At 44.4% G+C, this 25,215-nt stretch carries 21 protein-coding genes, 1 tRNA gene and 1 pseudogene; 9 read left to right on the top strand and 14 right to left on the bottom strand.

Going from position 1 to position 25,215, the window contains the following annotated elements; genetic code table 11:
- Positions 1 to 2: 2 nt before the first annotated feature.
- The 3 genes from HMPREF9448_RS09565 to HMPREF9448_RS09555 all read right to left on the bottom strand — a co-directional run bounded on the left by HMPREF9448_RS09565 (position 3) and on the right by HMPREF9448_RS09555 (position 2,201).
- On the bottom strand, positions 3 to 665 hold the full coding sequence (locus HMPREF9448_RS09565) for a metal ABC transporter ATP-binding protein (protein ID WP_008862366.1): 663 nt from the start codon (positions 663 to 665) through the stop codon (positions 3 to 5).
- Complete coding sequence (locus tag HMPREF9448_RS09560) at positions 646 to 1,524, bottom strand: metal ABC transporter solute-binding protein, Zn/Mn family (RefSeq protein WP_008862365.1); 879 nt, start codon at positions 1,522 to 1,524, stop codon at positions 646 to 648. Before HMPREF9448_RS09560 ends, HMPREF9448_RS09565 begins: the two co-directional genes overlap by 20 nt.
- A gap of 143 nt (positions 1,525 to 1,667) precedes the next feature.
- Positions 1,668 to 2,201, bottom strand: coding sequence for a GNAT family N-acetyltransferase (locus HMPREF9448_RS09555; protein WP_008862364.1), 534 nt, complete (start codon positions 2,199 to 2,201; stop codon positions 1,668 to 1,670).
- A gap of 366 nt (positions 2,202 to 2,567) precedes the next feature.
- Between HMPREF9448_RS09555 and HMPREF9448_RS09550 the strand changes: the two genes are divergently transcribed.
- From HMPREF9448_RS09550 to HMPREF9448_RS09530, 5 genes are all read left to right on the top strand, one after another.
- A complete protein-coding gene (locus HMPREF9448_RS09550) occupies positions 2,568 to 3,200 on the top strand; it encodes an HAD family hydrolase (protein WP_008862362.1) in 633 nt (210 codons plus the stop codon).
- A gap of 174 nt (positions 3,201 to 3,374) precedes the next feature.
- A complete protein-coding gene (locus tag HMPREF9448_RS09545; RefSeq protein ID WP_008862361.1) occupies positions 3,375 to 3,851 on the top strand; it encodes an Lrp/AsnC family transcriptional regulator in 477 nt (158 codons plus the stop codon).
- Between the two features lie 72 nt (positions 3,852 to 3,923).
- Entirely contained in the window at positions 3,924 to 4,718 is a 795-nt protein-coding gene (locus tag HMPREF9448_RS09540; protein ID WP_008862360.1) for an inositol monophosphatase family protein, read from the top strand.
- Positions 4,719 to 4,844: 126 nt separating this feature from the next.
- Entirely contained in the window at positions 4,845 to 5,903 is a 1,059-nt protein-coding gene (gene trpS / locus HMPREF9448_RS09535) for a tryptophan--tRNA ligase (RefSeq protein WP_008862359.1), read from the top strand.
- A 10-nt stretch (positions 5,904 to 5,913) separates the two neighbouring features.
- The gene (locus HMPREF9448_RS09530) at positions 5,914 to 6,864 is read left to right on the top strand and encodes a cation diffusion facilitator family transporter (protein ID WP_008862358.1); all 951 of its coding nucleotides are present in this window, start codon (positions 5,914 to 5,916) and stop codon (positions 6,862 to 6,864) included.
- 76 nt (positions 6,865 to 6,940) lie between these two features.
- Here the strand turns inward: HMPREF9448_RS09530 and dprA are convergent, their stop codons facing one another.
- From dprA to HMPREF9448_RS09495, 7 genes and pseudogenes are all read right to left on the bottom strand, one after another.
- Positions 6,941 to 8,038: a DNA-processing protein DprA gene (gene dprA, locus HMPREF9448_RS09525; protein WP_008862357.1), complete on the bottom strand. Its 1,098-nt coding sequence runs from the start codon at positions 8,036 to 8,038 to the stop codon at positions 6,941 to 6,943.
- 22 nt (positions 8,039 to 8,060) lie between these two features.
- Positions 8,061 to 8,459 carry an acyl-CoA thioesterase gene (locus tag HMPREF9448_RS09520; protein WP_008862356.1) on the bottom strand — a complete coding sequence of 133 codons (399 nt, stop codon included), beginning with the start codon at positions 8,457 to 8,459 and terminating at the stop codon, positions 8,061 to 8,063.
- Positions 8,460 to 8,647: 188 nt separating this feature from the next.
- A complete protein-coding gene (locus tag HMPREF9448_RS09515) occupies positions 8,648 to 10,378 on the bottom strand; it encodes an ABC transporter ATP-binding protein (protein ID WP_008862355.1) in 1,731 nt (576 codons plus the stop codon).
- Between the two features lie 3 nt (positions 10,379 to 10,381).
- Positions 10,382 to 11,008, bottom strand: a complete 627-nt coding sequence (locus tag HMPREF9448_RS09510; protein ID WP_008862354.1) for a class I SAM-dependent methyltransferase — start codon at positions 11,006 to 11,008, stop codon at positions 10,382 to 10,384.
- 18 nt (positions 11,009 to 11,026) lie between these two features.
- A complete protein-coding gene (locus HMPREF9448_RS09505; RefSeq protein ID WP_008862353.1) occupies positions 11,027 to 12,838 on the bottom strand; it encodes an ABC transporter ATP-binding protein in 1,812 nt (603 codons plus the stop codon).
- Positions 12,839 to 12,876: 38 nt separating this feature from the next.
- Positions 12,877 to 13,437: pseudogene (locus HMPREF9448_RS09500) on the bottom strand (class I SAM-dependent methyltransferase); the annotation flags it as partial.
- A gap of 61 nt (positions 13,438 to 13,498) precedes the next feature.
- On the bottom strand, positions 13,499 to 14,110 hold the full coding sequence (locus HMPREF9448_RS09495) for a TetR/AcrR family transcriptional regulator (protein WP_008862351.1): 612 nt from the start codon (positions 14,108 to 14,110) through the stop codon (positions 13,499 to 13,501).
- Positions 14,111 to 14,274: 164 nt separating this feature from the next.
- On the opposite strand from HMPREF9448_RS09495, the gene HMPREF9448_RS09490 reads away from it, so the two are divergent.
- Positions 14,275 to 15,462, top strand: coding sequence for a carcinine hydrolase/isopenicillin-N N-acyltransferase family protein (locus HMPREF9448_RS09490; RefSeq protein ID WP_008862350.1), 1,188 nt, complete (start codon positions 14,275 to 14,277; stop codon positions 15,460 to 15,462).
- A 51-nt stretch (positions 15,463 to 15,513) separates the two neighbouring features.
- Positions 15,514 to 16,362 carry an urea transporter gene (locus HMPREF9448_RS09485; RefSeq protein ID WP_040296208.1) on the top strand — a complete coding sequence of 283 codons (849 nt, stop codon included), beginning with the start codon at positions 15,514 to 15,516 and terminating at the stop codon, positions 16,360 to 16,362.
- A 170-nt stretch (positions 16,363 to 16,532) separates the two neighbouring features.
- On the opposite strand, the gene HMPREF9448_RS09480 is transcribed toward HMPREF9448_RS09485, so the two are convergent.
- The 4 genes from HMPREF9448_RS09480 to HMPREF9448_RS09465 all read right to left on the bottom strand — a co-directional run bounded on the left by HMPREF9448_RS09480 (position 16,533) and on the right by HMPREF9448_RS09465 (position 23,578).
- Positions 16,533 to 18,539, bottom strand: a complete 2,007-nt coding sequence (locus tag HMPREF9448_RS09480) for a DUF4954 family protein (RefSeq protein ID WP_008862348.1) — start codon at positions 18,537 to 18,539, stop codon at positions 16,533 to 16,535.
- 44 nt (positions 18,540 to 18,583) lie between these two features.
- On the bottom strand, positions 18,584 to 19,816 hold the full coding sequence (gene hflX, locus HMPREF9448_RS09475) for a GTPase HflX (protein WP_008862347.1): 1,233 nt from the start codon (positions 19,814 to 19,816) through the stop codon (positions 18,584 to 18,586).
- Between the two features lie 67 nt (positions 19,817 to 19,883).
- On the bottom strand, positions 19,884 to 22,436 hold the full coding sequence (locus HMPREF9448_RS09470) for a zinc-dependent metalloprotease (protein ID WP_008862346.1): 2,553 nt from the start codon (positions 22,434 to 22,436) through the stop codon (positions 19,884 to 19,886).
- Between the two features lie 173 nt (positions 22,437 to 22,609).
- Positions 22,610 to 23,578, bottom strand: a complete 969-nt coding sequence (locus HMPREF9448_RS09465) for a DUF2156 domain-containing protein (protein ID WP_008862345.1) — start codon at positions 23,576 to 23,578, stop codon at positions 22,610 to 22,612.
- Between the two features lie 294 nt (positions 23,579 to 23,872).
- On the opposite strand from HMPREF9448_RS09465, the gene asnA reads away from it, so the two are divergent.
- Together asnA and HMPREF9448_RS09455 are read left to right on the top strand one after the other, a co-directional pair.
- Positions 23,873 to 24,907, top strand: coding sequence for an aspartate--ammonia ligase (gene asnA / locus HMPREF9448_RS09460; protein ID WP_008862344.1), 1,035 nt, complete (start codon positions 23,873 to 23,875; stop codon positions 24,905 to 24,907).
- A 149-nt stretch (positions 24,908 to 25,056) separates the two neighbouring features.
- A tRNA-Asp gene (locus tag HMPREF9448_RS09455) sits at positions 25,057 to 25,130 on the top strand.
- The last annotated feature ends 85 nt before the right edge of the window (positions 25,131 to 25,215 follow it).

Here is a 25,215-nt window from a genome sequence, read left to right as displayed (position 1 = left end):
GTTTAGCGGTCTCCCAAAATGTGATTAATATATAGATTGCGATTGGACAATGTTATGAATGGTTCTATTTCATGGGATACCATCATGATGGTTGTTCCGTTACTCGATAAATCCCGTAGAATCTCGAACATACGGTTACCGAATTGACGATCTATATAAGATGCCGGTTCGTCCAATATTAACATTTCCGGCTTAGAAATAAGAGCTCTCCCGAACAAAGATCGTTGGAGTTGTCCTCCTGATAACACCCCGATGGGTTTATTGCGCAAAGCGGTTATACCCATGAGGTCGAGCATTTCGTCTATTTCTTTTTTAGAGTCAAATTTTGTATTTCCCTTTTGGGTGTTACCCATAAGGCCCGAAGCTACTACTTCTTCTACGGTAATGGGAAATCGACTGTCTATGCTGTTTTTTTGAGGCAGGTAACCCATATCTAATGAAGATACGGGCTCTCCTTGTCTGAAAAAGGAAATTCGTCCCTTAGTCGGACTCTGTAATCTGAGAATCGTACGCAGCAATGACGTTTTTCCCCCGCCGTTAGGGCCGGTAATCAAAAGAAAATCACCTTGATAAATATCCAGATTTATATCTTCGAGGATATTCTTGTCTGTATAAGAGAGCCATACGTTTTCTATGGCTATTATTTTATTTTCCAGCAATGGCATCGGTTATATGTAAAAGTTCTTCGCTCCAATTATAGCTAAGCGGGTTAATAGGAACTACCTTCGCATTTATTTCAGATGCGAATGATTCGGCTTGTTTGGCATCGAATTCTTGTTGGATAAATATAACTTTCACGTTGTTTTCGCGAGCTATGTCTATGGCTTTTTTCAAATAAAAAGCGGACGGTTCTTTTCCGTTGTATTCCAAACTGAGCTGGTGCAGGTTGTAGTCTTTGGCCAAATAGCTGAGAGATGGATGATATATGGCGAACATAGTTCCGCTGACCGGTGAGAGCCGTTCGGTCATGATGGAATCCACTTGATTTATTTCGTCAAGCAGTTCTTCGTAGTTCTTGCGAAATACTTTTTCTCCGTCGGGATCGATACTAACAAACGCCTCGTACATGTTTTGGGCGATGATGCGCACATTCTTGGGGGAACTCCATGTGTGCGGATCGGCATCGAAATGATGGTGGTGTACATCGGCATCGTTGTGCTCGTGCGTACCTGAAAGTATATCGATACCTTCGGAAGTATCGAATATTTTCATATTCGGATTGTTCTGTTCCAATTTATCCATCCAAGCAAGCTCGAAGCCTATGTGCCCGATTTTGAAATAGGCGATACTTTTGCCCAAATGAACCAGATGAGACGGAGAAGGGTCGTAGGCCTCGGGGTTACTGCCGGGAGGAACGATACAGTTAATATTGAACCGGTCTCCTGCAATTTTTTCAGCAAAATATTTCTGAGGTTGTATAGTTACCGTGACAATTTTCTGCTCTTTGTTTCCAGTAGTACATGCTACTGCGATAAATATTAGCAGTATACTCGTGCAATATTTCAGAAAAGAATGATTTTTCATAATAAAACGTTTTGCCTCACGGCATATTTTTGTACAAAAATAATATAATGTTGTTAAGAAACCATCTTTTCGTTGGATTTTAATATATTAAATTTCATTTTTAACATTTTACATATCAAACTTTTTTCAGATTGGAGAATATGCTATTCGACACCGTAAACCTTTTGATGGATTCGAGACGCGACAGTATCGAAAACTTGATTTAGATCTATCTTTCCAAAAGACATAAGGTATAGTTCTAACGGTTGTTTTTCAGAAGAATATGGCGGTTGGGTATATGGACGTGTACATAAAACGAAACCTAATCGTTCGTAAAAGCGTATTCTCCGTTGACTAATATCATCTAATGGTTTTTCTACTTCGAGAACTGCCGGATTGTTAATGCGTTTTAGCAATTCGGTCATGGCAGTCGCCCCATAGCCCGATCCTCTGCAACTGCTGTCTACGGCGAAGTGTTCGACATAGGAAAAGTCATTCCATTCCCAATAAGAGATAAATCCGACTGCTTTGTTTTCATCAGATAGAAGAACGATGAAAAAATCGTCGTTTTCTTCGAGCAGCCGTATCACGTCGGAAAAATCTCTCCTTTCGTCCGGGGGAAAAGATTCTGTATAAATGCGTTCTATGAATTTTAAAAATTCAATGTCGGTTGCATGGACTTGTGTGAGTTGTATCATTTATAAATAGATTGAAAATTACCATTGTATTTTATGCAAAGATAGAATAAATGAATCAAGCGGACAACTTGTTTGCTTATTCGTGGTAGTTTAGAATCGTATATATTATTGGGCATCGGACAACAGGGCTTTTATGAAAAATGTACATCTCTTTTTCAGTATAATTTTGTATGGGAGTGTTGTCTGATTACGCATGCGTATGTACATTTGTATCTGAAATGAGATCTTTCAGATGAATTTAAACGGGTATTGTGCGGTATTTGGGACGTAGGGAGGTCGAGTGTAATTATAGGGAATAAAAACCGTAAGGCCTCATAAATTGCTGGTGATTGTTTTTTAGATGTAAAAAAATTAACGATATAGGATATGAAGTATAAACATTTTGTTTTTGATGTAGACGGGACTTTGTTGGATAGCGGATATGCTGTTTTGCGGGCATGGCAGGATACTCTTTTAGAAATTCAGCACAGGGCGTACGAAACGAGTGAACTGACTTTTGTGTTGGGGATTCCCGGAGATGTATCGTTAAGGAAGCTCGGTGTTAAAGACGTGGAGTCTGCATCCCAACTTTGGACTCGCAACTTTTTGAAATATAGTTCGGCCAATAAACTGTTCGATGGGGTGACCGATATGTTGGTGAAGTTGTCTGAGAAGGGATATAAGTTGGGCATAGTCACGTCTAAGGCTTATCCAGAGTTTGTCCAAGAGCCGAGTTTGCGGGATATAGCCCCTTATTTCGACACCATTATTTATGTGACGGATTCTCCTCGGCCCAAACCGTTCGGGGATCCGCTTTTGGCTTATTTGAAGAGAGCCGGGGCAGTGCAATCGGAGGTTTTGTATGTAGGGGATGCTGTTTATGACTATCAATGCGCTCGAAATGCCGGAGTCGATTTCGGCCTTGCATTGTGGGGGAATGTGTCGTCGGAGAATATCTGTCCCCGATTCGCTTTCGATACACCCGAGTCTGTTTTGGAATTGATAAAAGACTATCAATAAGGGGCAAAGTTTATCGCATTTACAGGTTGTAACCGATTTTGTGTTAAGCGATTGGCTTGAAAATATTTAGTCGACTTCATGTAAAATTAACATGTTCATTAGATGAATAGTGTAAATTTATTACTATCTTTGCAAAATAAATAATAAAACAGTTGTAAAAATCGTAAACAGACCATGGGACATCATCAATTGGACGAGTTGGATTACAAAATTCTTAAACTTGTAGCCTCGAACGCTCGGATACCATTTCTCGAAGTTGCAAGGGAATGCAATGTGTCGGGGGCCGCTATTCATCAACGGGTACAAAAATTGACGAATTTGGGGATTCTTAAAGGATCGGAATACATAATAGATTCAAATAAAATAGGATTTGAAACGTGTGCCTACATGGGCTTTTATTTGAAAAATCCGGGTGATTTTTCCCATGTAGTGGAAGAGTTGCGTAAGATTCCCGAGGTAGTGGAGTGCCATTTTACGACAGGACAGTATGATATGTTTATCAAATTGTTTGCACGTAATAATCAGCATTTACTTGAAATTATTCATACGAAATTACAGCCCATCGGTTTATCTCGCACCGAGACGTTGATTTCGTTTCGAGAAATTTTTAGACGTCAGCTTCCTATCGAAGAGGTAGAAGATCTGGATTAAAATAGAGATTGGATAAGAGATTACCCGGCTTTCTTTCCTTCTGGAAGAAAGCCGGGATTAATTTTAACGGGTATGGATAGAATAGAGCAGATGCTTGCTTTTGCCCGAAACTGTGCGAAGGAAGCCGGTAAAATACAACTTTCTTATTTCAGGGGGAATCACTTGCATATCGAGACCAAGTTCAATATGCACGATGTGGTTACGGTCGCAGATAAAGAAAGTGAACGTTATATCATAGGCGAAATAAAGAGGACCTATCCTGAACATGCTATATTGGGAGAAGAGAGTGGTATGCATGCGGGAGATTCGGAGTATTGTTGGGTGATCGATCCTTTGGACGGAACAACCAATTATAGTCAAGGACTGCCTATATTTACAGTCTCTATTGGTCTCCAATGTAAAGGCGAAACTGTTTTAGGGGTGGTCTATGCTCCATATTTGAACGAACTGTACGAGGCTTGTAAAGGAAAAGGAGCTATGTTGAACGGGTGTTCTATTCATGTTTCAGGAAAGAATGACACTCAGGAGTCTGTCGTTTCTACCGGATTTCCCATAGATAAAGATCGTAACCCCGATAATAATCTCGACAATCTGGCCCGTATTTTACCAATGGTTCGTGGGGTGCGTCGTCAAGGATCGGCAGCATTTGATTTATGTTGTGTCGCTGCCGGAATTTTGGACGGGTATTGGGAATTCAATTTGCATTTGTGGGACGTTTGTGCCGGTATATTGATTGTAACCGAGGCCGGGGGGACGGTTCGTTCGTTTCGGGAGGATCGTAATGTTTCTATTGTAGCGGGGACTCCTGCTATCGTCGAGAAATTATATCCTCGATTGTCCGACAAGCCGGGGAAGATATGTCTTTAAATGAATTACTGCCGTGCTTTTTCATTATTCCGGGCACTATTTTGCGGCTATTTTTTGTATTTTTGCAATAGATAATACGAAAGCAAACGTATTTTGATGAGCCGTTGAAATGTTAGAACTATATATATGAAAGAAATTGTTGTCAGTGGAATCCGTTCCACGGGAAATTTGCATTTGGGAAATTATTACGGAGCATTGCGTAATTTTGTCAAAATGCAGGAAGAGTCGAAATACAATAGTTATTTTTTTATTGCCGACTTACATGCCCTCACTACGCATCCTGATCCGAAAACTCTACATGAGAATGTTCGGAATATCCTTTGCGAATATTTGGCTGCCGGTCTTGATCCTGAGAAATCGACTTTGTTCGTACAGAGCGATGTACCTGAGATTTCCGAAATGTATTTGTTAATGAATATGCACGTAGGTATCGGAGAGTTGATGCGGACGGCTTCATTTAAAGATAAGGCTCGTAAACAGTTGGGAATAAAGACCAATAACGATGAGGATATAGAGCACGAGATTATAGGAGGTAATTCTAACAAACGGGTGAATGCCGGTCTGCTTACTTATCCTACTTTAATGGCTGTGGATATTCTTATTCAGCATGCTAATTATGTGCCGGTGGGTAAAGACCAAGAACAGCATTTGGAGTTGACACGCCGTTTTGCCCGTCGATTTAATTCTACTTATGGTGTCGAGTATTTTACCGAACCTCAGAATTTCAATTTCGGCAGCGACCCTATAAAAGTTCCCGGACTCGATGGATCGGGAAAAATGGGTAAGTCGGAAGGCAACTGCGTTTATTTGGTGGACGATGAAAAGACTTTGAGGAAAAAGATTATGCGGGCGGTAACCGACGAAGGTCCGCAAGTGCCCAATTCCCCCAAAGCCGAACCTGTGGAAAATCTGTTCACTCTTCTTAAAATCGTTTCTGCTCCCGACACGGTAGCCTATTTCGAAGAGAAATACAATACATGCGAAATTCGTTACGGCGATTTGAAGAAACAGCTGGCCGAGGATATTCTTAAAGTCACTTTGCCGATTCGGGAACGTTTTTTGGAGATACAAAACGATGAGGCCTATTTGGCTCGGGTTGTGAAGATGGGAGCCGAGAAAGCTCGCGAAAGTGCATCGAAAACATTGCGAGAGGTTCGTGAAATCATGGGATTCAAACCTTTCTAAATTAGCGGTTATGGAACATCACCACCATCATCATGTTCACCCGACACCCGATATGCAGAAATTGAATCGGTCGTTTATCGTCGGTATCGTATTGAATATTGTTTTCGTGTTGGCCGAAGCCGGTGCAGGGTTTTATTATGATTCGTTGGCCTTGTTATCCGATGCGGGTCATAACCTGAGCGATGTCGTGAGCCTTGTGTTGGCGATGTTCGCTTTGCGGTTATCGATGGCTAAACCTTCTTTGCAATATACCTATGGATATAAGAAAAGTACCGTATTGGTTTCGCTATTGAATGCTGCCATTCTGTTTGTTGCCGTTGCCGTTATTTTGTATGAAAGTATCGAGAAGTTCAGTAATCCTACTCCCCTCGACGGTGGTGCGATCGCATGGGTAGCAGCGATAGGCATCGTTATCAATGCTTTTACGGCCTATCTTTTCTTTGCCGACAAGTCGAAAGATTTGAATGTCAAAGGAGCTTACTTACACATGGCGGCAGATACTTTGGTATCGGTTGGAGTGTTGGTTTCGGGGATTGTTATCAAATATACGGGGTGGAATGTCATTGACCCGATAATAGGTATCGTGGTGGGGCTTGTGATTCTTTATTCCACATGGCATTTGTTACAAGAGAGTTTACGACTCGCTCTCGATGGAGTGCCCGAAGGAATCGATGTACAGAAAGTGGAAACCGTTCTATCGTCCGATCCAGATGTCCTTAATGTACATCATCTGCATATTTGGGCCATCAGTACGACTCAAACGGCATTGACAGCACATATCGTTGTGAAAGATATTACGCACATGCACGAGGTAAAACATCGGTTGAAGCACGATTTACAGGATTTGGGTATCGAGCATGCTACTCTCGAATTGGAACTGAAAGAAGAACATTGTGACGGACATTGCGACTGTTGCGAAGAGCAGCAAGGATGCGATAGCGATACACAACCTTATCTATAAAGATTTGCACGAAGAATGTATGGGTGGAGAAAAGTTGTTGTCGATATACGGCTTTTCTCCGCTTTCGTTTTATGGCCTATAATTTATAGATGCCTCCCGGTAAGGCTTTTACTACACCTTTAAATTCCAGTTCCACCAGTATGGAGAGCAGTTGTGACAAAGGTTGGTTCAGATCGATGGTCATGTGGTTTATCTGTCCTTCTCCCTTTTGTGTCAGATAGTTCGTAACAACTTGCTCTTCGTCGGTGAGCTCCGGAAAAAGCGAGCGTTGCACGGCTTGTTTCCGTGGGGCGTTCCAGCACATGGCTTCGACGAGGTCGTCGGCCGAGGTTATTAAGGCTGCCCGATTCCGGCGTATCAGGTGGTTACACCCGGTTGACGATTCGGATTGTATGCTTCCCGGTAGAGCGAATACATCACGGTGATAGCTTTCGGCTATACCGGCAGTGATAAGTGCCCCGCCTTTTTCCCTCGATTCCACGATGATAACGGCATCGGCAAGTCCGGCGACAATGCGGTTGCGGGCGACAAAAAATGCCGGATGCATACGGTGGTAGCCGGTATATTCGGTGAGCAATCCTCCGTGTGATACCATTTCTACGGCTGTGGAACGGTGGTTCGCCGGATAGATGTGATCCAATCCATGTGCAAGGACGGCGATCGTGTTTAAGCCATGTCGCAGGGCACAACGGTGGGCGCAAATGTCGATTCCATACGCCAATCCGCTGACGATAACCAGTTGAGGAAAATATTCCGATAAATCCCGAATCAGGGTTTCACAGAAATCTTTACCGTATTCGGTCGCCCGGCGCGTTCCCACGATACTGATTATTTTAGAAGAGTTTAAATCGGCATTACCCCGATAATAGAGCAAGGGTGGGGCATCGATACAATCGAGTAACCGTTGGGGATAATTCGGCTCTGTGAAATAGAGAGGTTCGATGTTCCCTTTTCGGATAAATTCCATTTCCTTGCGGGCTTCCTGTAAGGCTGTTTGCCGGTTGTCTTCGTGAAGAATCCTTCCCTTTATCCCGGTAATTTTTTGTAGTTGGGATTCCGGTAATTCAAAGAAAGTTTCGAGGCTTTCGACCGTTTCATGAATGTGCTGGGCGAGGGCTTTGTTTATTCCTTTTAATCGGGATAATGCAATACGATATATCACCTCTTGTTCCATAATGGCTTGAATGAGAAAAGGATTATTGCAGATACTTCTCGAAATAAGGGAGAAATTCTTCACCTCGGCTTATTCGTCCGTTTACGGTACACACCGTTTCCACGACAGCTTTGATGCATGTTTCTCCCGAAGTCTTGTAAATATCTTGATAAAAGACATATTTGATGCCTTCCCTGCGCATGTATAATTTGCTGATGAATTTGTCGCGGCTGCGGAGCGGTGTTTTATAGTTTATTTCGATGCGATTGACTACCGGATCTACACCTCTCTCGTGCATCTCGATAAATGAGATTCCAGATGATGCTAAAAATTCGTGACGGGTATGTTCGAGGTAGTGCTGGTAGATGGCATTGTTAACGATTCCCTCCATGTCGCATTCGTAGTCGCGCACTTGCATTTCCAATTCAAAAATATATTCCATAACTAGTTTTCCATTGATGGTTTATGTAAATACCGTGCAAGCAGGGAGCGAAAGCAGACATTCTCGATCGTACCGAAAGTTTATTTTCACCTCCCGATGCAAAGATAATATAAACAAAGGGTGAAACCAATTAATTGGTTCCCCCTTTGTATCCTTTATCTTCTCGAACGGTGTTTCGGTGCGATACCTTATAATTTCCAACCGGCAATTTGAGTTTGTATATCCCAGAGATGAGCATACAATCCGTGGTTATTCAGAAGGTCTTCGTGTCTGCCTTTTTCTACAATGCGACCTTCATCGAGAACGACTATCGTGTCGGCGTTACGGATTGTTTTGAGACGGTGAGCGATAACAATGACAGTACGACCAGCTATCAGGGTGTTAATGGCTCGTTGTACTTCCACTTCATTCTCTGGGTCGAGCGAGGCAGTCACCTCGTCGAGCAATACGATGGGAGCATCCTTCAAGATGGCACGAGCGATACTGAGGCGTTGTTTTTCTCCTCCTGACAAAGTACAACCTCCTTCACCTATCATCGTATCGTAACCTTTGGAAAGCTTCGTGATAAATTCGTGACATTGTGCTTTCTTGGCAGCTTCGATAATTTCTTCGTCGGTAGCATCATTTTTCCCGAATCGGATATTGTTGCGAATCGTATCTTGGAATAGATAAACATCTTGGAAAACCATAGATATATTTTTCATAAGGGATTCGGGCTCTAATGTAGATAAGTCTTGCCCACCCATTGAAACAGTACCTTCCCCAGGATCATAGAATCGGGCACAGAGTTTCATCAAGGTGCTTTTTCCACTGCCCGACGGTCCCACGAGTGCGGTTAGGGAACCTTGTTTCAAAGTGAGGTTAATATGGTGCAGAACCTTTTTATCTTGGTAAGCAAAAGATACATTATGAAATTCAATGTCACCGCCGTTGGGAGCGGGTCTATCTCCTTTCATTTCGGGTTCTTTCATTAAATTTAATATGCGTCCTCCGGCAATGGAAAAATAACGAAATTCGGCGAAGTTTGTCAAGGCAGAAGTCAGTGGGTCGAATACCCGTGAGCCGACGACCAGAAAAAGGACGAAAGTGGTTAGCAAGAGTTCTCCTCCAATAAGAAGGTAGGTTCCGCACAGGATCATTAAGGTTAGTCCGGCTCGGACGATTGTGATAGAGAGCATGATGAACGGGCCCAACAAGGCTTCTTGTCGTATGCAGGCTTTTCGTAAATCGGAGAACGCTTTGCGTAATCTGACGAAGCGATCGCCTAAAAGATTATAAGCTTTCATGACCCGAATACCTTGTAGATATTCTTCCATGCGGTTGCCTGCGTTTATTTTCGCTTCTATCTGTTTACTGCTGAGCCGTTGTTGTAATTTTGTACTGAGCCATAAGATCAGAATGGCTACGGGAAGAGCTATGAACATAGCTACCGACATGCGCCAATTTATCCAGAGGAGAGACAGGAAAGCCAGTACAGGCATGACAAGAGCACCCATTAGTTGAGGCAGATGATGGGATATGCCGGTTTCGGCCATGGTGAAGTCGGTGATAATCATAGAGGACAGGTCGCCCGGATCACGGCGAGATAGAAATCCGAGTGATAATTTGCGCAAGTGTTCTGCCAGAGCGATGCGTCCGTCGGCACTCATGGCATAGGCTTCACGGAAGTTCGCCCGGTAGGAGGCTCTTTCGGCCGCTACCATGACGGCTACATATATGACGAGTATACCGGAAATTGTCCATAATCGAGTGGTATCGAGTGGTGTACCGTTCCCGTCGAAAGCTCGGAAAATAACGTCGATAGCTTCGATAGAGAGGCAAAAGGGTATGATATTTACCAAATTGGATAATATGGTATAGCCAACGGGCTTTTTCAAACGATCCGGTTGGCCGATGGTTATATTTTGAATAGCGTTCATGATTTACTGAATTTTTTGTGCGATTACACAGATATTTTCTTTATTTCTACGGTGTGTGGTGATATTTGAGAATCCGCACCGGGCAAGACAGGACTCTAAATCTTGGGCAGAATGGACGACCATGCCGTCGATACGGCTTGTCCATGTTTCGTCGGAGGGGTCGCTAGCTTCGCAGCAGATAAGGAAGAGTCCTCCATTTTTCAAAACCCGGTGTACTTCGTTGAAAGTTTTTTGCAGATTTCCCCAAAAATAGACGGTCTCAAAAGCAGTAATCAGATCGAACGTTCCTTTCTCATAGGGTAGGTTCATTACGTTTCCCTGCGAGATAAAGCAACGAGTATTCAGCAGTTTCTTGATTTCCTTTCGAGCGAATTTTACGCTTTCGGAGGATATATCGATACCGTATATTTTCCCTTGCGGACAGAAGTCTGCCATGCGTTTCAGATTCGCTCCACCTCCGCACCCGATATCGAGTATCGTCCAGTCGGATTTCCATTCTATTTGGGAGAGCCCCCAGCGGGAGAGTGAAGCATGTCCCTTGTTCATACCTCGTAGAATTATTCTACCGAAGAACCCTTCGGGCATACGGGTATTTTGTAGTATAGAGTTGATTATGTTTTTCTTTTTCATATTCTTGTGAATGTTATGTTAAGCTTTATATTCGGTTTTTAATTCCCATTGGAATGCATCGGTGTATGCTTCCCACATCTGTCGGTAAACTCCCGGTATGGAGCTAAGCTTTTGATGTGTACCGATTTGCGCTATCGAGCCCTCTTTGAGTACGACGATTTGTTGAGCCGATACGATGGACGATAATCGGTGAGCTATGATGATGACGGTTTTGTTTTTGATGAGGTGTTGCAAGGCTTGTTGCATCTTGTATTCATTTTCGGGGTCGGCAAAAGCCGTAGCTTCATCGAGTACGAGAATGGGTGCATTTTTCAGTATGGCCCGTGCCACGCAGATTCTTTGCGCCTCACCGCCCGATAGAAATACTCCTTTGTCGCCAATGCGGGTGTCGTATCCGTCGGGCAGATTTGAAATGAACTCATGACATTGGGCGGCACGAGTGGCGGCTTCTACTTGTTCTCGGGTGGCATTGGGTGAACCTACGGCTATATTTTCATACAATGTATCGTAAAAAAGGAATGTATCTTGAAAGACGAAAGATATAAGATTCATTAGTTCCTCGGTTTTGATGTTTCTCACATCGACTCCTCCTATGTAGATACCGCCTTCGCCGACGTCCCAAAATCGGGGTATGAGGCTGGCGACCGTACTTTTCCCTGAACCAGACGGCCCGACGAGTGCTGTGATTTCGCCTTGTGACGCTTTGAAAGAAATATGACGTAACGCCTCTGTGCGAGTGACTTGCTCTTTGCTCTCATAGGAGAAACTGACATCTCTGAATTCGATGTCATAACTTTGGGGAGTTTGGGGTAAGGTTGTTTCTGGAACGGGTTTTTCGTCGAGTATTCGGTCTATGCGTTTTACTCCTTCGTCGATTTCGCGAGTACCTCCTCCTAGAAACATTAATTTATATACCGGTGAAGTTACACCGGGTCCCATGATGATGAAAAATAGCCATACGGCGGCCAGTGCGATATTGTGTGGTTGGTTACTGATGAGTAGCAGACCGACGGGGATAATAAGCGAGACGATGGAGTTTAACAACACGGTGAAAGTGATCATGCCTGGTTCGTATGTATCGCAAACTTTCAATGCCCATTTTTTATATCCTTGAATTTCGTCGTGGAATTGTCGGAAGGATTTTACGCTCTGTCCGAATATTTTCACGACGGGTATACCTCGTACGTATTGTACAGCCGATGCGCTCATACGCTCCTGTGTGTCAAAATAGTTGGCGGTAAATGTTTTTGCAGTTTTGCCCATGAAGTTGATGTATTGTAATCCAATGCTTAATACGATACAAGCAAGACAAATTGCAGCTAACCAACCGTTGAGTGAAAAGAAAATAACAAACATGAAAATTACGGTTACCGCGACGTTTACCATGTCGGGAATCGTATGGGCTATGAAGGATTCTATTTTCTCGATATTTTGTTCTATTGTCTTTTTGATAGCACCTGTGGAGGTATCGCTGAGAAATCCCAGGGATAATTTCCCGATATGTTCGGATAGTTTTACACGCAGTCCGTATAAGATGCGAAAAGCAGCTACGTGTGATGCCATGAGTGATGCATAGAGTAGTATCAATCCGATGATTAATCCTCCAAAAGCTATCCACCCCCAGTATATGAGTAAATCGCTGTCGATTGAACCTAGATTTCCTGCTTTCGATAGGAGTTCGTTGAGAATTTCATATATCGACCAATAAGGTACGAGCATACACAAAGCACTGATTGCCGACAATATACCGGATAATATCAGTAAGCCTTTTCGCTCACCTGCTATTTGAAATAGACGGGCAAGTCCTTCTTTCTTTTTATTTGGTGTCATGTGAATTGAGTTTTTGAGTTAATGGTTGATCTCTTTTGTACTTCCCCGCCGGAAAAATGGGAAGCTATGTTATGGAGAACTGCCTTCACTTGTTCTTCATAGAAATACATGAGTACGCCCTCGATGATAAAAATGAAATCACAATCGGGGTGTTGTGTTTTCAAACACTCTAACCATTTTGTTTCTAATAAAGAAGAAGATATATAGGTATCGTATTCCGGTTCGGGAATCAATTCTCGTCTCAAAGAGATTACTTCGGGTAAATCCAGTTCGTAATATTTTGTCGGATCGTTTTCCCGATGAATGCGTTGGCAACGTGTATCTAATCCACAACCGACGTTGACTACAATCGGTCGGGAATGGTTATCGATAAATCGGCGGACAGCATCGTCGAAATACCTACCTCTTACGACACAACCTACTTCGCTCAGTTTTGCTCCGTCGAATTTGGAATAATCGTATTCGATGCAGGCGATTAATTGTTCCGCCATTTTGTCTTTTAGAATCGCATCTTTTCGCCTACTTTCTTTTGCCCGCATATAAAGTGGAATAAGCAGTGTTTCGGCTACAATGTTTTTGAACTCGTATTTTCTTTTCATATTCTTATTTGTTATTTTCAAAAACGAACAATATTCAAAATCATTCAAAAAAAGAGAGAACCTATCCTTTCATAAGCTCTCTCCACCCGGTTGTACTGAAAATCATGTATTCTGTTATTATTTGTTCTATTTCATCGGAGACCTTTTTATGCATGATTAATTCTTCCAGCATGGTGAACATCCAAACGGTATGCAGGTGAATCGTGAATTCCGATATGTTTATATTTAGTTCAGGGTGTTTTATTTTCATGTTTCGAAAATATTCTTTGACGACTTCGGTCGAACGGTCGGCAAAATCTCTTTTATAATTTTCTAAGGAAGTCCCTTGCGAACGAAATAAAAGCAGGAATAACAGATTACGATATTTTTTGATTAACGATATGTATTCGGCTATGACAGCCCGGAGATAGTGTTCGGTATACATTTCCATGATGTCAGATCCGCTTTTTCCATGATGTTTGTCTAACATGATTTCAAAATCATTGATCACGGGTTGTACGAGTTCGCGAAAGATATCTTCTTTGCTGTTATAGTAGTTGTAAATATTACTTAACCCTACATGGGAGTCGTCGGCGATTTCACGAATGGTGACTTTGGAATAGCCTTTGGCATAGAATAGGGGCAAAGCAGCATTTAGAATGTTTTGTCGGATATGTTCTTTGGCTATTTGCATAAATGTTTTAGTACTTATTTTGTGAAGCAAAGTTAGATTTCCGTTAAAGGAGTATCAATACCTAAAAATTGGGATTTCTGTCAGAGTTTGTACGTTTTTGTACGAGTATGTTTGATTCTAATATTTCTTATATTATTTTTACGCATTGATGTGAAGATGATGTTATGCGTAAATTGTTGAGTGTTATTATTGTCTATTTGGTGGGCTGGATACCTATGTTCCCGTGTACTTCGGCCGTGGTTTCGGGGCGGGTAACACCCGACGGGCGTCCGTTGTTGTGGAAACATCGCGATGCATCGGATTTGAATAATCGTATCGTTCATTTCGAAGCAGAAGGAGGAAAGTTGGAATTTGTCGGACTTGTGAACGGGGTCGATACGATGGCCAACGAAGTGTGGGCCGGGTATAATACTTCTGGATTCGCTATCATGAATACGGCTTCATATAATCTTAAAAACGATACTTCATCGTTGTCCGACCGAGAAGGGGTTGTGATGAAACAAGTGTTGGGCGAGTGCCGTACGGTAGAGGATTTCGCCCGGTTACTCGATTCTCTTCCTCGTCCGATAGGGGTGGAGGCTAACTTCGGGGTGGTCGATGCTTTGGGTGGAGCAGCCTATTTCGAAGTGAATAGTTACGAGGTATTCCGTTATGACGTAAAAGATAGTCCCGACGGTTATCTGCTTCGTACCAATTATTCTGTATCGGGGAGGCCGAACGAAGGTTATGGTTATATCCGTTACGATAATGCCGCCCGGTTGTTTTCACGTGCTGCCTCCGAGCGCAGTATTACTCCCGAATGGATTACAGGCGTTTGTTCCCGCTCGTTTTATCACATTTTGTTGGGACGGGATTTTACGACCGATGCATGGGTGGTCGATCAGGATTTCATACCTCGCCGCAGTACATCGGCTTCTGTTGTCATCGAAGGCGTGAAACCCGAAGAGTCTCCTGTATTCACTACCATGTGGACGATATTGGGGTATCCTCCCTGTTCGGTCGTGTTGCCGGTGTGGATCGGCTGCGAGTATGGTGTTCCGACCCTGTTGCAGGGGGCGGAAGATTCTGTGCGCTCTCCGTTGTGCGAATGGTCGAACCGATTGAAAAACAAAGTGTTTTCTTTGGAAAGAGGCAGCGGCCCGCATTATCTGCATATGGCATTGCTTTATAATCCCGAAGGTAACGGATATGCCCAAAGATTGTTATTGCTCGAAAAAGAGATATACGCCGAGAGTCGAATCGTGTTGGACGAGGTTCGTCGGAAAGGTGAGTGGAACAACGAGCATGTCGGCGGTCTGCTCGATATTGTCCAACAAAAAATCGTTACACTTTTCGGCCAAATTTTGAAATGAGAAGTACGAATGTACTTTTTCTGTTCTTGGGTTATGGATTGGCAAAATGATATTTTGGAAAAGATAAAGATTTTATTTCGTGGGATTGGGCAGGTGATGTTTCAGAATAATGCTTGGTCGGGAGTCTTGATGTTGGCCGGGATAGCCTGTAATTCTTTGTATATGGCGGGTCTGGCTCTATTGGGAACGGTTGTGAGTACATCGACTGCCCGGATAGCAGGATATTCCTGCGAGGATATACGAAACGGATTGTATGGTTTTAACGGGACTTTGGTCGGTATTGCCGTGGGTGTGTTTATGAACATATCCGTATGGGCTTTTATGTTATTGATAATAGGAGCCGCCCTTTCTACATGGGTGATGCGCTTGTTTCAACGTCAACGGTTCGTGCCGGGGTATACTGCACCGTTTATTCTTGTCACTTGGCTTTTGCTGTTGTTGGAACGGACTGTATTTCCTTCATTGGAGCTCTCGTCCGACTCCGTAGCCGTGCAGGAGCCGGTGAATATAGATTTTTTTCAAGTGTTCTGTTTGCACATCGGACAAGTCATGTTTCAAGGTGGAACCGTTTTGTCTGGTTTGTTTTTCCTCGTAGGAATATGGATCAACTCCCGGTTGAATGGACTTTATGCCATGTGGGGCGCTGTTTTGCCGCTTGGAGCGGCTCTTTTTCCGGATATGGGAATCCTCGGTGCGGAAGCCGGATTATTGGGGTACAACGGGGTGCTTTGTGCTATCGCACTCGGCACGGCATCCTTAAAAGGTTTTGGAGAGGCGACCGCGGCCGTGCTGTTAAGTACGGTATTACAAATTGCCGGAATGCGCATCGGGATAACGACGCTGACGGCTCCGTTTGTCCTTGCGACGTGGACCGTTGTTCTTTTGAGAAAAGTCTGGTAGTAAACGATAAATGTCACAGCTGTTCGGGAATACTCAGTAATGTGATTTTTCGCTTGCCTGACTGTGAGCCAGATGAGGGCGAGATGCCACGAAGCGGTGGAGGGGTTGAATAGCTTTTCATTATATTCCTGTGATGTTGCAAGAGATAGTAGCGGGGAGGCAATATCATTTTAATGCTGAGATATCGATGTTATCAATGCTTCGAGGCGGTCTATCAACTCGTTCCCCAAAGCGGTTTTATCTTCGATGTGCTTGCAGACCATCTTGACGAAGGCATCGTTCTCAAATTCGCCCCGAACCTGTTCAAAATCGAAATCCCGTTGCCGGGTAGAACCGTCCACACCGAATCCGATACGGGAAATCATCGAAAATTCTTTGCGGGCATCGTCATAGAGCATTCGGTCGAGCGACACAACGGCTTCGTTCCATTGCCGTACGATTCGGATAATATCTCCGGGGGACAGCCTGTCGACTGTTTTTCCATACCAACGGGGCATTATCGAACAAACCCATGTCCATTCCATGTCGTAGTAACGCCGATGCATGGCTTGGAAGAAAGATTCGGTTTCTTCTAACGTGGAATCGGGATTACCGACGATATGGTCTATTTCGTCTTTAACAGCCTGCTTGGGTACAATCAATCCCGACAGATCTATCCATTCGCCTTCTCCGAGGAGGTCGGTCGGTTTCAACCGGTCGTGCAAATCGTTCAGATCGGAGAACGGAGCTCCTTCAAGTCGTTTGATGATCGAGTTACCCATGAATTTATGGACAGCGAGGGTGTACAGGTCTATTCCTTTGTTGAGGGAACTGTTCTTGATCGTAGTGCTTTGGAAGGAGTAACATTCCGACGTTTCACCCGATGTCTGTTTCAATCCCTGTAATGTGTCGATGCCTTGCAGCATCTTTTGTATGGTGTAGGGACTGAGCAGATTGAAGTTGATACAATCGAGCTTGTCGGGGTCGGTGCGCTTGTCTCGCTTGGGCCACTTTTGTGCGTCGCGTATCGTTCCCACGCTTTTGAGATTCGCACCGGGAACGAGATAAGAGCGATTTCCGTGTTCTATCAGGTAGGAAAACGGCATGCCCGAAGTATCGGGGTGATTGACATGGCGTCCCATGATGAGGGAAAATGCACCTACTTTGGCCGGCCACAGGATATACGAGTCGCTGGTCGTTTTCGAGCCCCGTTCGACGACTCCTTGATGGATAGGGCCGAGTTTGTACATGTGGTTGCTTTGGTTCGACCCGCTGCCTGCGTTCAGGAAAGAAAACATTCCGGCGATGAGCAAACTCGATTTGTGCATGGTGACCGTGTAGGGGCCGGCAAAGATAGCACACGCTTCGCCGTTTTCGCTTTGGCAGTTGCTGAAAAAGAGCGAATCGTGAGCCGAGAAAAGATGGGTGAGGTGGCAGGCTTGTCCGATGAAACAACGAGACATTACTACACCGTCACTTATATGGGCTCCCGAACTGACGATGAAATCTTCGGCCGTAACATTCGGCCCGATGTATACCGGAGCTTCTCGGTTGCTGTTGATACTACCGTTTTCGAGTCTCGATGTCCCGTCTATCTGGCAGTAATCTCCGATACAAACATTTCGTATAGTTCCTGTATTGACGATGTGCACGCCGTTGCCTATTTTCCCGTAGCAACTCTTTTGTGCGAGGGAATATGCCTCTATCATTTCTCGAAGGCGGGCTATCAGGTCGGGGCGATGCCGATACATGGCGATGATGTAGGCCAGTTGTGCCGACAGCCGATTGTAAATGGGGACTTCCCGACCTCCTGTCTCGTTCAATACAGATACTTCGGTATTATTCCCGAAACAGCTTTCGCCTTCGGTGAGAATGAGGTTTACATTTTGTATGAAACAGTCGCTTCCTATCCGGTAATTGGCTATATAGTTGGGAATGTTTTCTATCAATGAGTTGTTCCCTATCGAGCAATTGTGCAAGGTGACGTGGTGGAGTCCCGTTTTTTTCTTTAATCCACCCGGAAGCTCCATCTCTTTTTCGAATATCCCCAGCTCGATTTCTCCGGAAAAACGGGTGTGGGTAATATGATCGGGAGAGAACCCTTCGACTACATTTATTTTCGACCAGTCCTCGGCCGTACAAAATTGAGTCGTGAGTTGATTGATTTCTGCAATATTGAGTTTACGGTAATTCTTCATCGGACAAATTTTGTAAAAGGCCGGAGGGTAGCCCGGTTATGGATTCAGGATTCTTCGTCGGTCGTTATTTCGTCGTAGTGTTGAAACAGGAAATCGTTGTAAGGGAATCTTGTCGTATGTATCTCTTTCACCCGTTGGTAAAGCAGCGTTTTCAATTCGTCGATGTTCTTTTTCTCTTTGGCCGATATGAAAATGCAGTTGTCGTGCATTTTTCCCATCCACGTTTCTTTCCATTCGTCGAGCGTAATGTTTTCTCTCGTTTTCGGGGTGAGGTCGTCGGCCGCTTTTTCCACATAGGAAAATGCGTCGATTTTATTGAACACGAGTATCATGGGTTTGTCAGTGGAGTCGCAGACTTCCTGTAAGGTTTTATTAACTACTTCTATCTGTTCTTCGAAAGCTGGATGCGAGATATCCACGATGTGTAGCAGAAGGTCGGCTTCCCGCACCTCGTCGAGTGTCGATTTGAACGAATCGACCAGATGGGTAGGCAGTTTGCGGATAAATCCTACCGTGTCGGAGAGCAGAAAGGGAAGGTTGTCGACAATCACTTTGCGCACGGTCGTATCGAGCGTGGCAAAGAGTTTGTTCTCTGCAAAGACTTCCGACTTGCTTAACAGGTTCATCAAAGTCGATTTTCCTACATTGGTATAACCGACTAATGCTACTCGTACCAACTTCCCCCGGTTTTTCCGCTGGATGCTTTTTTGTCGGTCTATGCTTTTCAGCTCCTCTTTCAAGTGAGAAATCTTATCGAGAATGATACGCCGGTCGGTCTCTATTTGAGTTTCGCCGGGTCCACGCATGCCGATACCTCCTCGTTGTCGTTCGAGGTGAGTCCACAGCCGGGTGAGTCGGGGCAACAGATATTGGTATTGTGCCAGTTCTACCTGACGTTTGGCATTGGCAGTCTGTGCCCGTTTGGCAAAAATATCGAGAATGAGACTGGTGCGGTCGAGTATTTTCACTTGCAATTCCCGTTCGATATTTTGTACCTGTTTCGACGACAAGTCGTCATCGAAGATGACCATGCCTATTTCGTTTTCTTCGATGTATGCTTTTATTTCGGACAGTTTTCCCGACCCGACGAAAGTGCGGGAATTAGGCGTGTCGAGTCGTTGAAGGAATTTCTTCACGGGCAACGCTCCGGCAGTTTCTGCCAAGAAGGCCAGTTCGTCGAGATATTCGTTTGCTTTCGCTTCGTTTTGGGTGTTGGTGATCAATCCCACTAAAACGGTGCGTTCGGTTTCTTCTTGGGTTAAAATAAATTCTTTCATTCTATATGTTTACAAAGACGTACTCCAAAAATAATGTTTTTTCTTACCTCTTTGTTTTTATCGGAGTTTAATTATTAAATAGTTTTTCTATCGTGATGATCTGATAGTCGTAGAAATTGCGGGTGGCACTGTCGGCCGTGGCCGCTCTTTTTTGCTTGTATAACGCCAAAACTTTTTTGAGCGCACCGGTCATGTAAGGAGCCATATCGGCCGACGATAGGGCTGGCCCCATGTTGATACGGGTGAACGATTGCTCTTCCGAATCGTGATGACGGCAAAGGGCGTGGCTGCAAGGGAACGCTTCGCTTTCGAGGTCGATGTCGTCGGTGAAGTCTAAATTTCTTATCCCCGATGAAGCCGGTTTCAGCGACGAATAGCGAATGAATTGATTGATGGTCTCGCTTTGCAAGTCGCGTTCGATGTTGTTCAATTTACGTCCCTGATAAGTCGTTTTAAATACTTCGGCGATCAAATCGTTGAGGTAACTGTCTAGCGTGTAATTTTTCACGGGGTCTATGATACCGCCTTCCTGAATACGGAACAGCACCGTGGGGTTGACAAGGTAGGCCGGAATATAACGGTGAACCGAACTGGCATAGTTGGTGGGTGCATTGATTCGTTGCATTAAATCGGCCGGCATCAACCAGTCTCGATAGGTGCGTACTTGGTTCAAAATCCACCGCATGGCTTTTTTCTGCGTAGCTTTGTCCAGATAAGTGTAGGGTAGTTCATTCTCTCCTTGTCTCACTTCTTTGAAGAGCACACCGCCTATATAGGGAGTGACGTGTCGCAGGTGACGGTTGTATTGTTGTACGATAGCGGCATATTGCTCTTGAATCGTAGTGAAATCTTTACCCTCGTCGAACAGCCATTTTTCGAAATTTTTCATAATGATTTTGAGGTTGGAAACCGCCATTTCTCCTGCGCGGAAATGATCGTTTCCCAAATCTTCGGTCTGGTCTGTCGGGTCGTAAGCTCCGGGGAACTGTTGTGCTCCGAAAGTGTACATGGGATCGTCCTTTTTCTCTTCGATCCACTTATCCAATGTAGGGATTTCGTCTTTCGGTGTTTTTGCATCGGGTATGAGACGATATCCCCAGTTGATAGCGTAAATGTCATAGACGCCGAGAATGGGCGGCGTGAGCCGTACTCCTCTTTCGTAGTCGCCGGGTTGTGCCACGAAGTTGTTACGGGCATAGTCCATGATACTGGGCGTGGTTCCGTATTTTTGCGTGAACGAAGGACTGCGCAGCGAGTCGATAGGGAAGGAGTAGCTGGCCCCCATATTGTGCATCAGTCCCAGTGTATGACCTATTTCGTGCGAAGCGACGTAGCGTAAAGATTCGCGCATGACATCGTTGTCGAAGGTTTCCTTTCTCACCCGTTTATCCACAGCTCCTGTCTGGGCGAACCGCCAGTTGTGAACGAGAGAGATTACGTTGTGATACCAGATGACATCGGCTGTCAGAATTTCGCCGCTGCGGGGGTCTACATAACTCGGACCCATAGCGTTGGCTATGTCGGTCACGGCATATTTCACACAACTGTATCGCATGTCGTCCGGGTCGAAGTCCGGGTCGTCTTTGGGATAGTCGCGTGCAATAATGGCATTTTTGAAGCCGGCGGCTTCAAATGCCGTGTTCCAGTCTTCTACGCCTTGTTTTACGATGTCCCTCCATTTATCGGGGAAGGCACTGTCCACGTAGAAAACAATGGGTTTGGCCGGTTCTACGAGTTCACCTCTGAAATAGGCTTCGCGGTCTTCCTCTTTCGGTTCGAGACGCCAGCGATGTACATATTTGGTGTAGTCTATACGATCTTTGTCGCTGGAATAGATATTCTTACCGCTCGAAAAGAATCCTACCCGACGGTCGTAGATACGCGGTGTCATAGGTCGTTCGGGAAGAAGAACCAACGAGCGATGCATAGTGACGGTGCAATTATTGTCGCCGGTAAAGCTCAATACCGAACGGATTTCACTGTTTTGAGGAAAACTCTTTGCCCCTAAGATATAGGAATTGGCGGCCGTGTAGGTTCCGGTTTTTATTTTGGAAGAGCTGCCGGGAGTCGGAGTAGGCATAGGGCTGATGATTTTTTCATTGCCTTTGAAAAAATCACTCATGTCGACTACCACGTCTTTCCCGTTTTTGGCAGAGATTTTAAATGCTTTGATAATAGGGTCTCCAAAATTTTTGTCAAAAGATGCCGCTATGGGGTCGTTCTCGTCGATGATGTTCCGGTGCTGAACGAGGTGCATGAAGAGCGACTGTTCGTTTTTGCTGAATCGTATCATGAACGGATTGGTCGTCATTTCGCCGGCGACGAATATTTTGGGATCGGTCGTGGCGGCTACACGGCTCGACAACAGGAACGTGCGGTTCATCAACGAGTCGGGTACTTCGACCAGCAGTTTGTTGTCATTCGTAATGTGTAGCGTGAACATACCCTTTTGAGTCTTAGCTCCTTTGATGAGCTTTTCGTATTTCGACTCTTTGGCAGTCGTGTCTTTTACCTGTTCTTTCTTATCATTTTTCTTACTTTTCTTTTTGGCATAACATGTCTCGGGATTTGCGCCTGCGATGATAGCCGTCGCAAGAATGGCCCATAGCAATTTCTTCATATACTTGTTTTTTTGTGAGTCTGTTTTATAATGGCATACTGCGCAAAGATAATATAAACTTTGTCCAAAACCAAGCCTATTTGCAAACGGCTAATTGAAACTCATATCGGCTGTTTTTATGAGAAAAGGAAGAGGAAGCGGTGAAAAGCTGTCTTTATGTAAGAAAAATAGATTTACAGAGTGTATTCGTTAAGTGCGATATTGTATTTTTTTAAGATGGTTTCGGGGTTATACGACAGTTTGGCTTCACGTAGGCCGGCATCCCCTGCATCGTCCTCTCGGTTGATGTATTTCACTTCGGGGTGTTTTTCGGCCATTTGCGCCGAATAGAATTGATTGATGGCTTCGTATACCCCGGCCACTTCCTTACGGGCTTTCTCGATATGGACGATAAGCGTGTCGCCTATAACTTCGCCGATAGAAAATGCTACGATTTGTCCCGATACCCGCAGAGCGCCTCCTTCAAATTTCAGTTTTTCATATTCGTGCAATACTTGAACCACTTTGCTTTCTTCGTACGTGAACAGCAAACTATCTTTTTGATATTCTTGTTTGTAGGTCTCGAAAAAAGCTGTTATTTCCGGGAGGTTCTGCGATGTGATCATCTCGTAGCGATAATCGGGGTAGGTGCTTTTGAATTTGTTTACTCGGTTGCGCTTTTTGTTAAAACGGTGTCCGACTAATGTCGCAAGGTCTACGGCATTGTATAGGTAGTCTCCCCAGTCGGGCAATTCGGTTATCGGGCAGCCGTAAAGTTGTTGAATTTCCAGTGCGGCCGGTTCGGGTACGGCCGACAAAATGAACGGGACGTTGTGTCGGCAGCAATACTCTTTCAGTAACGGTAAGGATTCTTGCAGATTCAATTTGCCGACGGGTACGGCAAAAGCCGTGTTTTGCAAATTATCTTCCTCTCCTCCTTTGATAAACAGCGTATCTTGGGAAATACAATATTCGTAGCCGAAATAATCTACCCACATGTAGATGCCGCCGATCGAGAAGTCGCAGGTGCGGTAACATTGTCGGTGCAGGAAGGGTTCGATTTCGGAAAGAGAGTCCAGTGTAATGGGTTTGAAAACAAGATTATGTTCGCTTTCTTTCGAGAGCTTTGGCTCGGGCATAGTGCCAAGTCGGTTTGTATCCATGAGTGTGAATTTTGTTTTTTCGTGCGAAGGTAGAGCCGGCAAAACCGCAGCTTATGTTCGCATTTTTTCGGTGCAAAAGTATATAATTTTTATAGGTGTATATTTATAAACAATTTATTTTGTCTTTTGGTTTCAGAAAATTAAAATTATTCGACAATCTTTTTTATAAAAGTTATAATATTGTGCGTTTGACTTCTCAATTTGATATGATATAATTTCTGTTATTGGAAAAATGATATATATTTGCAAATATTTTATGCGAAGTGAATATAATATTAACCAAAGAGAATCCTAATGTCACTGATAATTCCTCCGAAATATAAATTGAAGTTGTTGCCCGAAACTACCGAAATGGCAATAAAAATGTTGAAAGATGCTTTTCAAGAACGATTGTCCAAGACGCTTAACTTGCGTCGGGTAACAGCTCCTTTGTTCGTTCTTTCCGGTACGGGGCTGAACGACGACTTGAATGGAAGCGAGCGGGCGGTATCTTTTCCCATTGCCGATATGGGCGGGCGACAGGCCGAGGTCGTTCACTCGCTCGCCAAGTGGAAGCGGGTGAAATTGGGTGCATATGACATTGCACCGGGATTCGGGCTTTATACCGATATGAATGCGATTCGCACACACGAAGAGCTTGACAATCTTCATTCGTTGTATGTCGATCAATGGGATTGGGAGAAGACGATTACACGGGAGGATCGTAATGTCGAATACCTTAAAAAGACCGTGAAAAGTATTTATAAGGTTATCAAAGAGTGCGAGAGTCTCATCTATGCCGAGTTTCCTCACATTACACCGACTTTGCCCGACGAGATTACATTTATACATACCGAGGAGTTGTTGCAAGAGTATCCTCGTTTGTCTCCGAAAGAACGGGAAGCCGCCGTTGTCCGTCGGTATGGGGCCGTATTCCTTATCGGTATAGGACAGCAGCTTAGCGACGGAACTCGTCATGACGGGCGCGCTCCCGACTATGACGATTGGACGACTCCCAACAGCGATGGTTATTTGGGCCTGAACGGCGATATTATCTTTTGGGATACCGTGTTGGGAACTCCGGTCGAGCTTTCGTCGATGGGGATACGGGTGGATAAAGAGGCTCTGTTGCGTCAGCTCGATATTTGCGGTTGTCCCGAGCGGGCTCAGCTTTCTTTCCATCGGGCTCTGTTGAATGACGAGTTACCCCTCTCGATAGGCGGGGGGATAGGGCAATCGCGTTTCTCGATGTTTCTTTTGCAAAAGGCACACATTGGCGAGGTACAGGCCAGTATTTGGCCCGAGGAGCAAATTGCCGAGTGTGCGCGGCATAATATTCATTTGCTTTAATTGTGTGAGTTTTGCGTTGAATATGAGACTCTTTCAATTTCCTTGTATTTCTGTCGGAGATAATAAGAAATAAATAATTCTATTTTTTTGAATCGAAGAGTTGCAGAATTGAAAAAAGCGTTCTATCTTTGCACACGCAAAACGAAATTGGTGCGGTAGTTCAGCTGGTTAGAATACATGCCTGTCACGCATGGGGTCGCGGGTTCGAGTCCCGTCCGCACCGCAAAAGCAAGGCTCTGAAATTTTTGAATTTCAGAGCTTTGCTTTTTAATTTTTACAAATGGAGGTCAAATGTAATTCCCCGCTGC

Origin of the sequence: Barnesiella intestinihominis YIT 11860 (genome assembly GCF_000296465.1) — a bacterium.
GTDB classification, from domain to species: domain Bacteria; phylum Bacteroidota; class Bacteroidia; order Bacteroidales; family Barnesiellaceae; genus Barnesiella; species Barnesiella intestinihominis.
The sequence above is the reverse complement of the archived record's forward strand: the minus strand, read 5'-3'. Positions and strand labels throughout refer to the sequence as shown.

Excerpts from the sequence above, each read along its gene's own strand:
- HMPREF9448_RS09565 (WP_008862366.1), bottom strand. The coding sequence starts at position 665 with ATGCCATTGCTGGAAAATAAAATAATAGCCATAGAAAACGTATGGCTC.
- HMPREF9448_RS09560 (WP_008862365.1), bottom strand. The coding sequence starts at position 1,524 with ATGAAAAATCATTCTTTTCTGAAATATTGCACGAGTATACTGCTAATA.
- HMPREF9448_RS09555 (WP_008862364.1), bottom strand. The coding sequence starts at position 2,201 with ATGATACAACTCACACAAGTCCATGCAACCGACATTGAATTTTTAAAA.
- HMPREF9448_RS09550 (WP_008862362.1), top strand. The coding sequence starts at position 2,568 with ATGAAGTATAAACATTTTGTTTTTGATGTAGACGGGACTTTGTTGGAT.
- HMPREF9448_RS09545 (WP_008862361.1), top strand. The coding sequence starts at position 3,375 with ATGGGACATCATCAATTGGACGAGTTGGATTACAAAATTCTTAAACTT.
- HMPREF9448_RS09540 (WP_008862360.1), top strand. The coding sequence starts at position 3,924 with ATGGATAGAATAGAGCAGATGCTTGCTTTTGCCCGAAACTGTGCGAAG.
- trpS (WP_008862359.1), top strand. The coding sequence starts at position 4,845 with ATGAAAGAAATTGTTGTCAGTGGAATCCGTTCCACGGGAAATTTGCAT.
- HMPREF9448_RS09530 (WP_008862358.1), top strand. The coding sequence starts at position 5,914 with ATGGAACATCACCACCATCATCATGTTCACCCGACACCCGATATGCAG.
- dprA (WP_008862357.1), bottom strand. The coding sequence starts at position 8,038 with ATGGAACAAGAGGTGATATATCGTATTGCATTATCCCGATTAAAAGGA.
- HMPREF9448_RS09520 (WP_008862356.1), bottom strand. The coding sequence starts at position 8,459 with ATGGAATATATTTTTGAATTGGAAATGCAAGTGCGCGACTACGAATGC.
- HMPREF9448_RS09515 (WP_008862355.1), bottom strand. The coding sequence starts at position 10,378 with ATGAACGCTATTCAAAATATAACCATCGGCCAACCGGATCGTTTGAAA.
- HMPREF9448_RS09510 (WP_008862354.1), bottom strand. The coding sequence starts at position 11,008 with ATGAAAAAGAAAAACATAATCAACTCTATACTACAAAATACCCGTATG.
- HMPREF9448_RS09505 (WP_008862353.1), bottom strand. The coding sequence starts at position 12,838 with ATGACACCAAATAAAAAGAAAGAAGGACTTGCCCGTCTATTTCAAATA.
- HMPREF9448_RS09495 (WP_008862351.1), bottom strand. The coding sequence starts at position 14,110 with ATGCAAATAGCCAAAGAACATATCCGACAAAACATTCTAAATGCTGCT.
- HMPREF9448_RS09490 (WP_008862350.1), top strand. The coding sequence starts at position 14,275 with ATGCGTAAATTGTTGAGTGTTATTATTGTCTATTTGGTGGGCTGGATA.
- HMPREF9448_RS09480 (WP_008862348.1), bottom strand. The coding sequence starts at position 18,539 with ATGAAGAATTACCGTAAACTCAATATTGCAGAAATCAATCAACTCACG.
- hflX (WP_008862347.1), bottom strand. The coding sequence starts at position 19,816 with ATGAAAGAATTTATTTTAACCCAAGAAGAAACCGAACGCACCGTTTTA.
- HMPREF9448_RS09470 (WP_008862346.1), bottom strand. The coding sequence starts at position 22,436 with ATGAAGAAATTGCTATGGGCCATTCTTGCGACGGCTATCATCGCAGGC.
- HMPREF9448_RS09465 (WP_008862345.1), bottom strand. The coding sequence starts at position 23,578 with ATGGATACAAACCGACTTGGCACTATGCCCGAGCCAAAGCTCTCGAAA.
- asnA (WP_008862344.1), top strand. The coding sequence starts at position 23,873 with ATGTCACTGATAATTCCTCCGAAATATAAATTGAAGTTGTTGCCCGAA.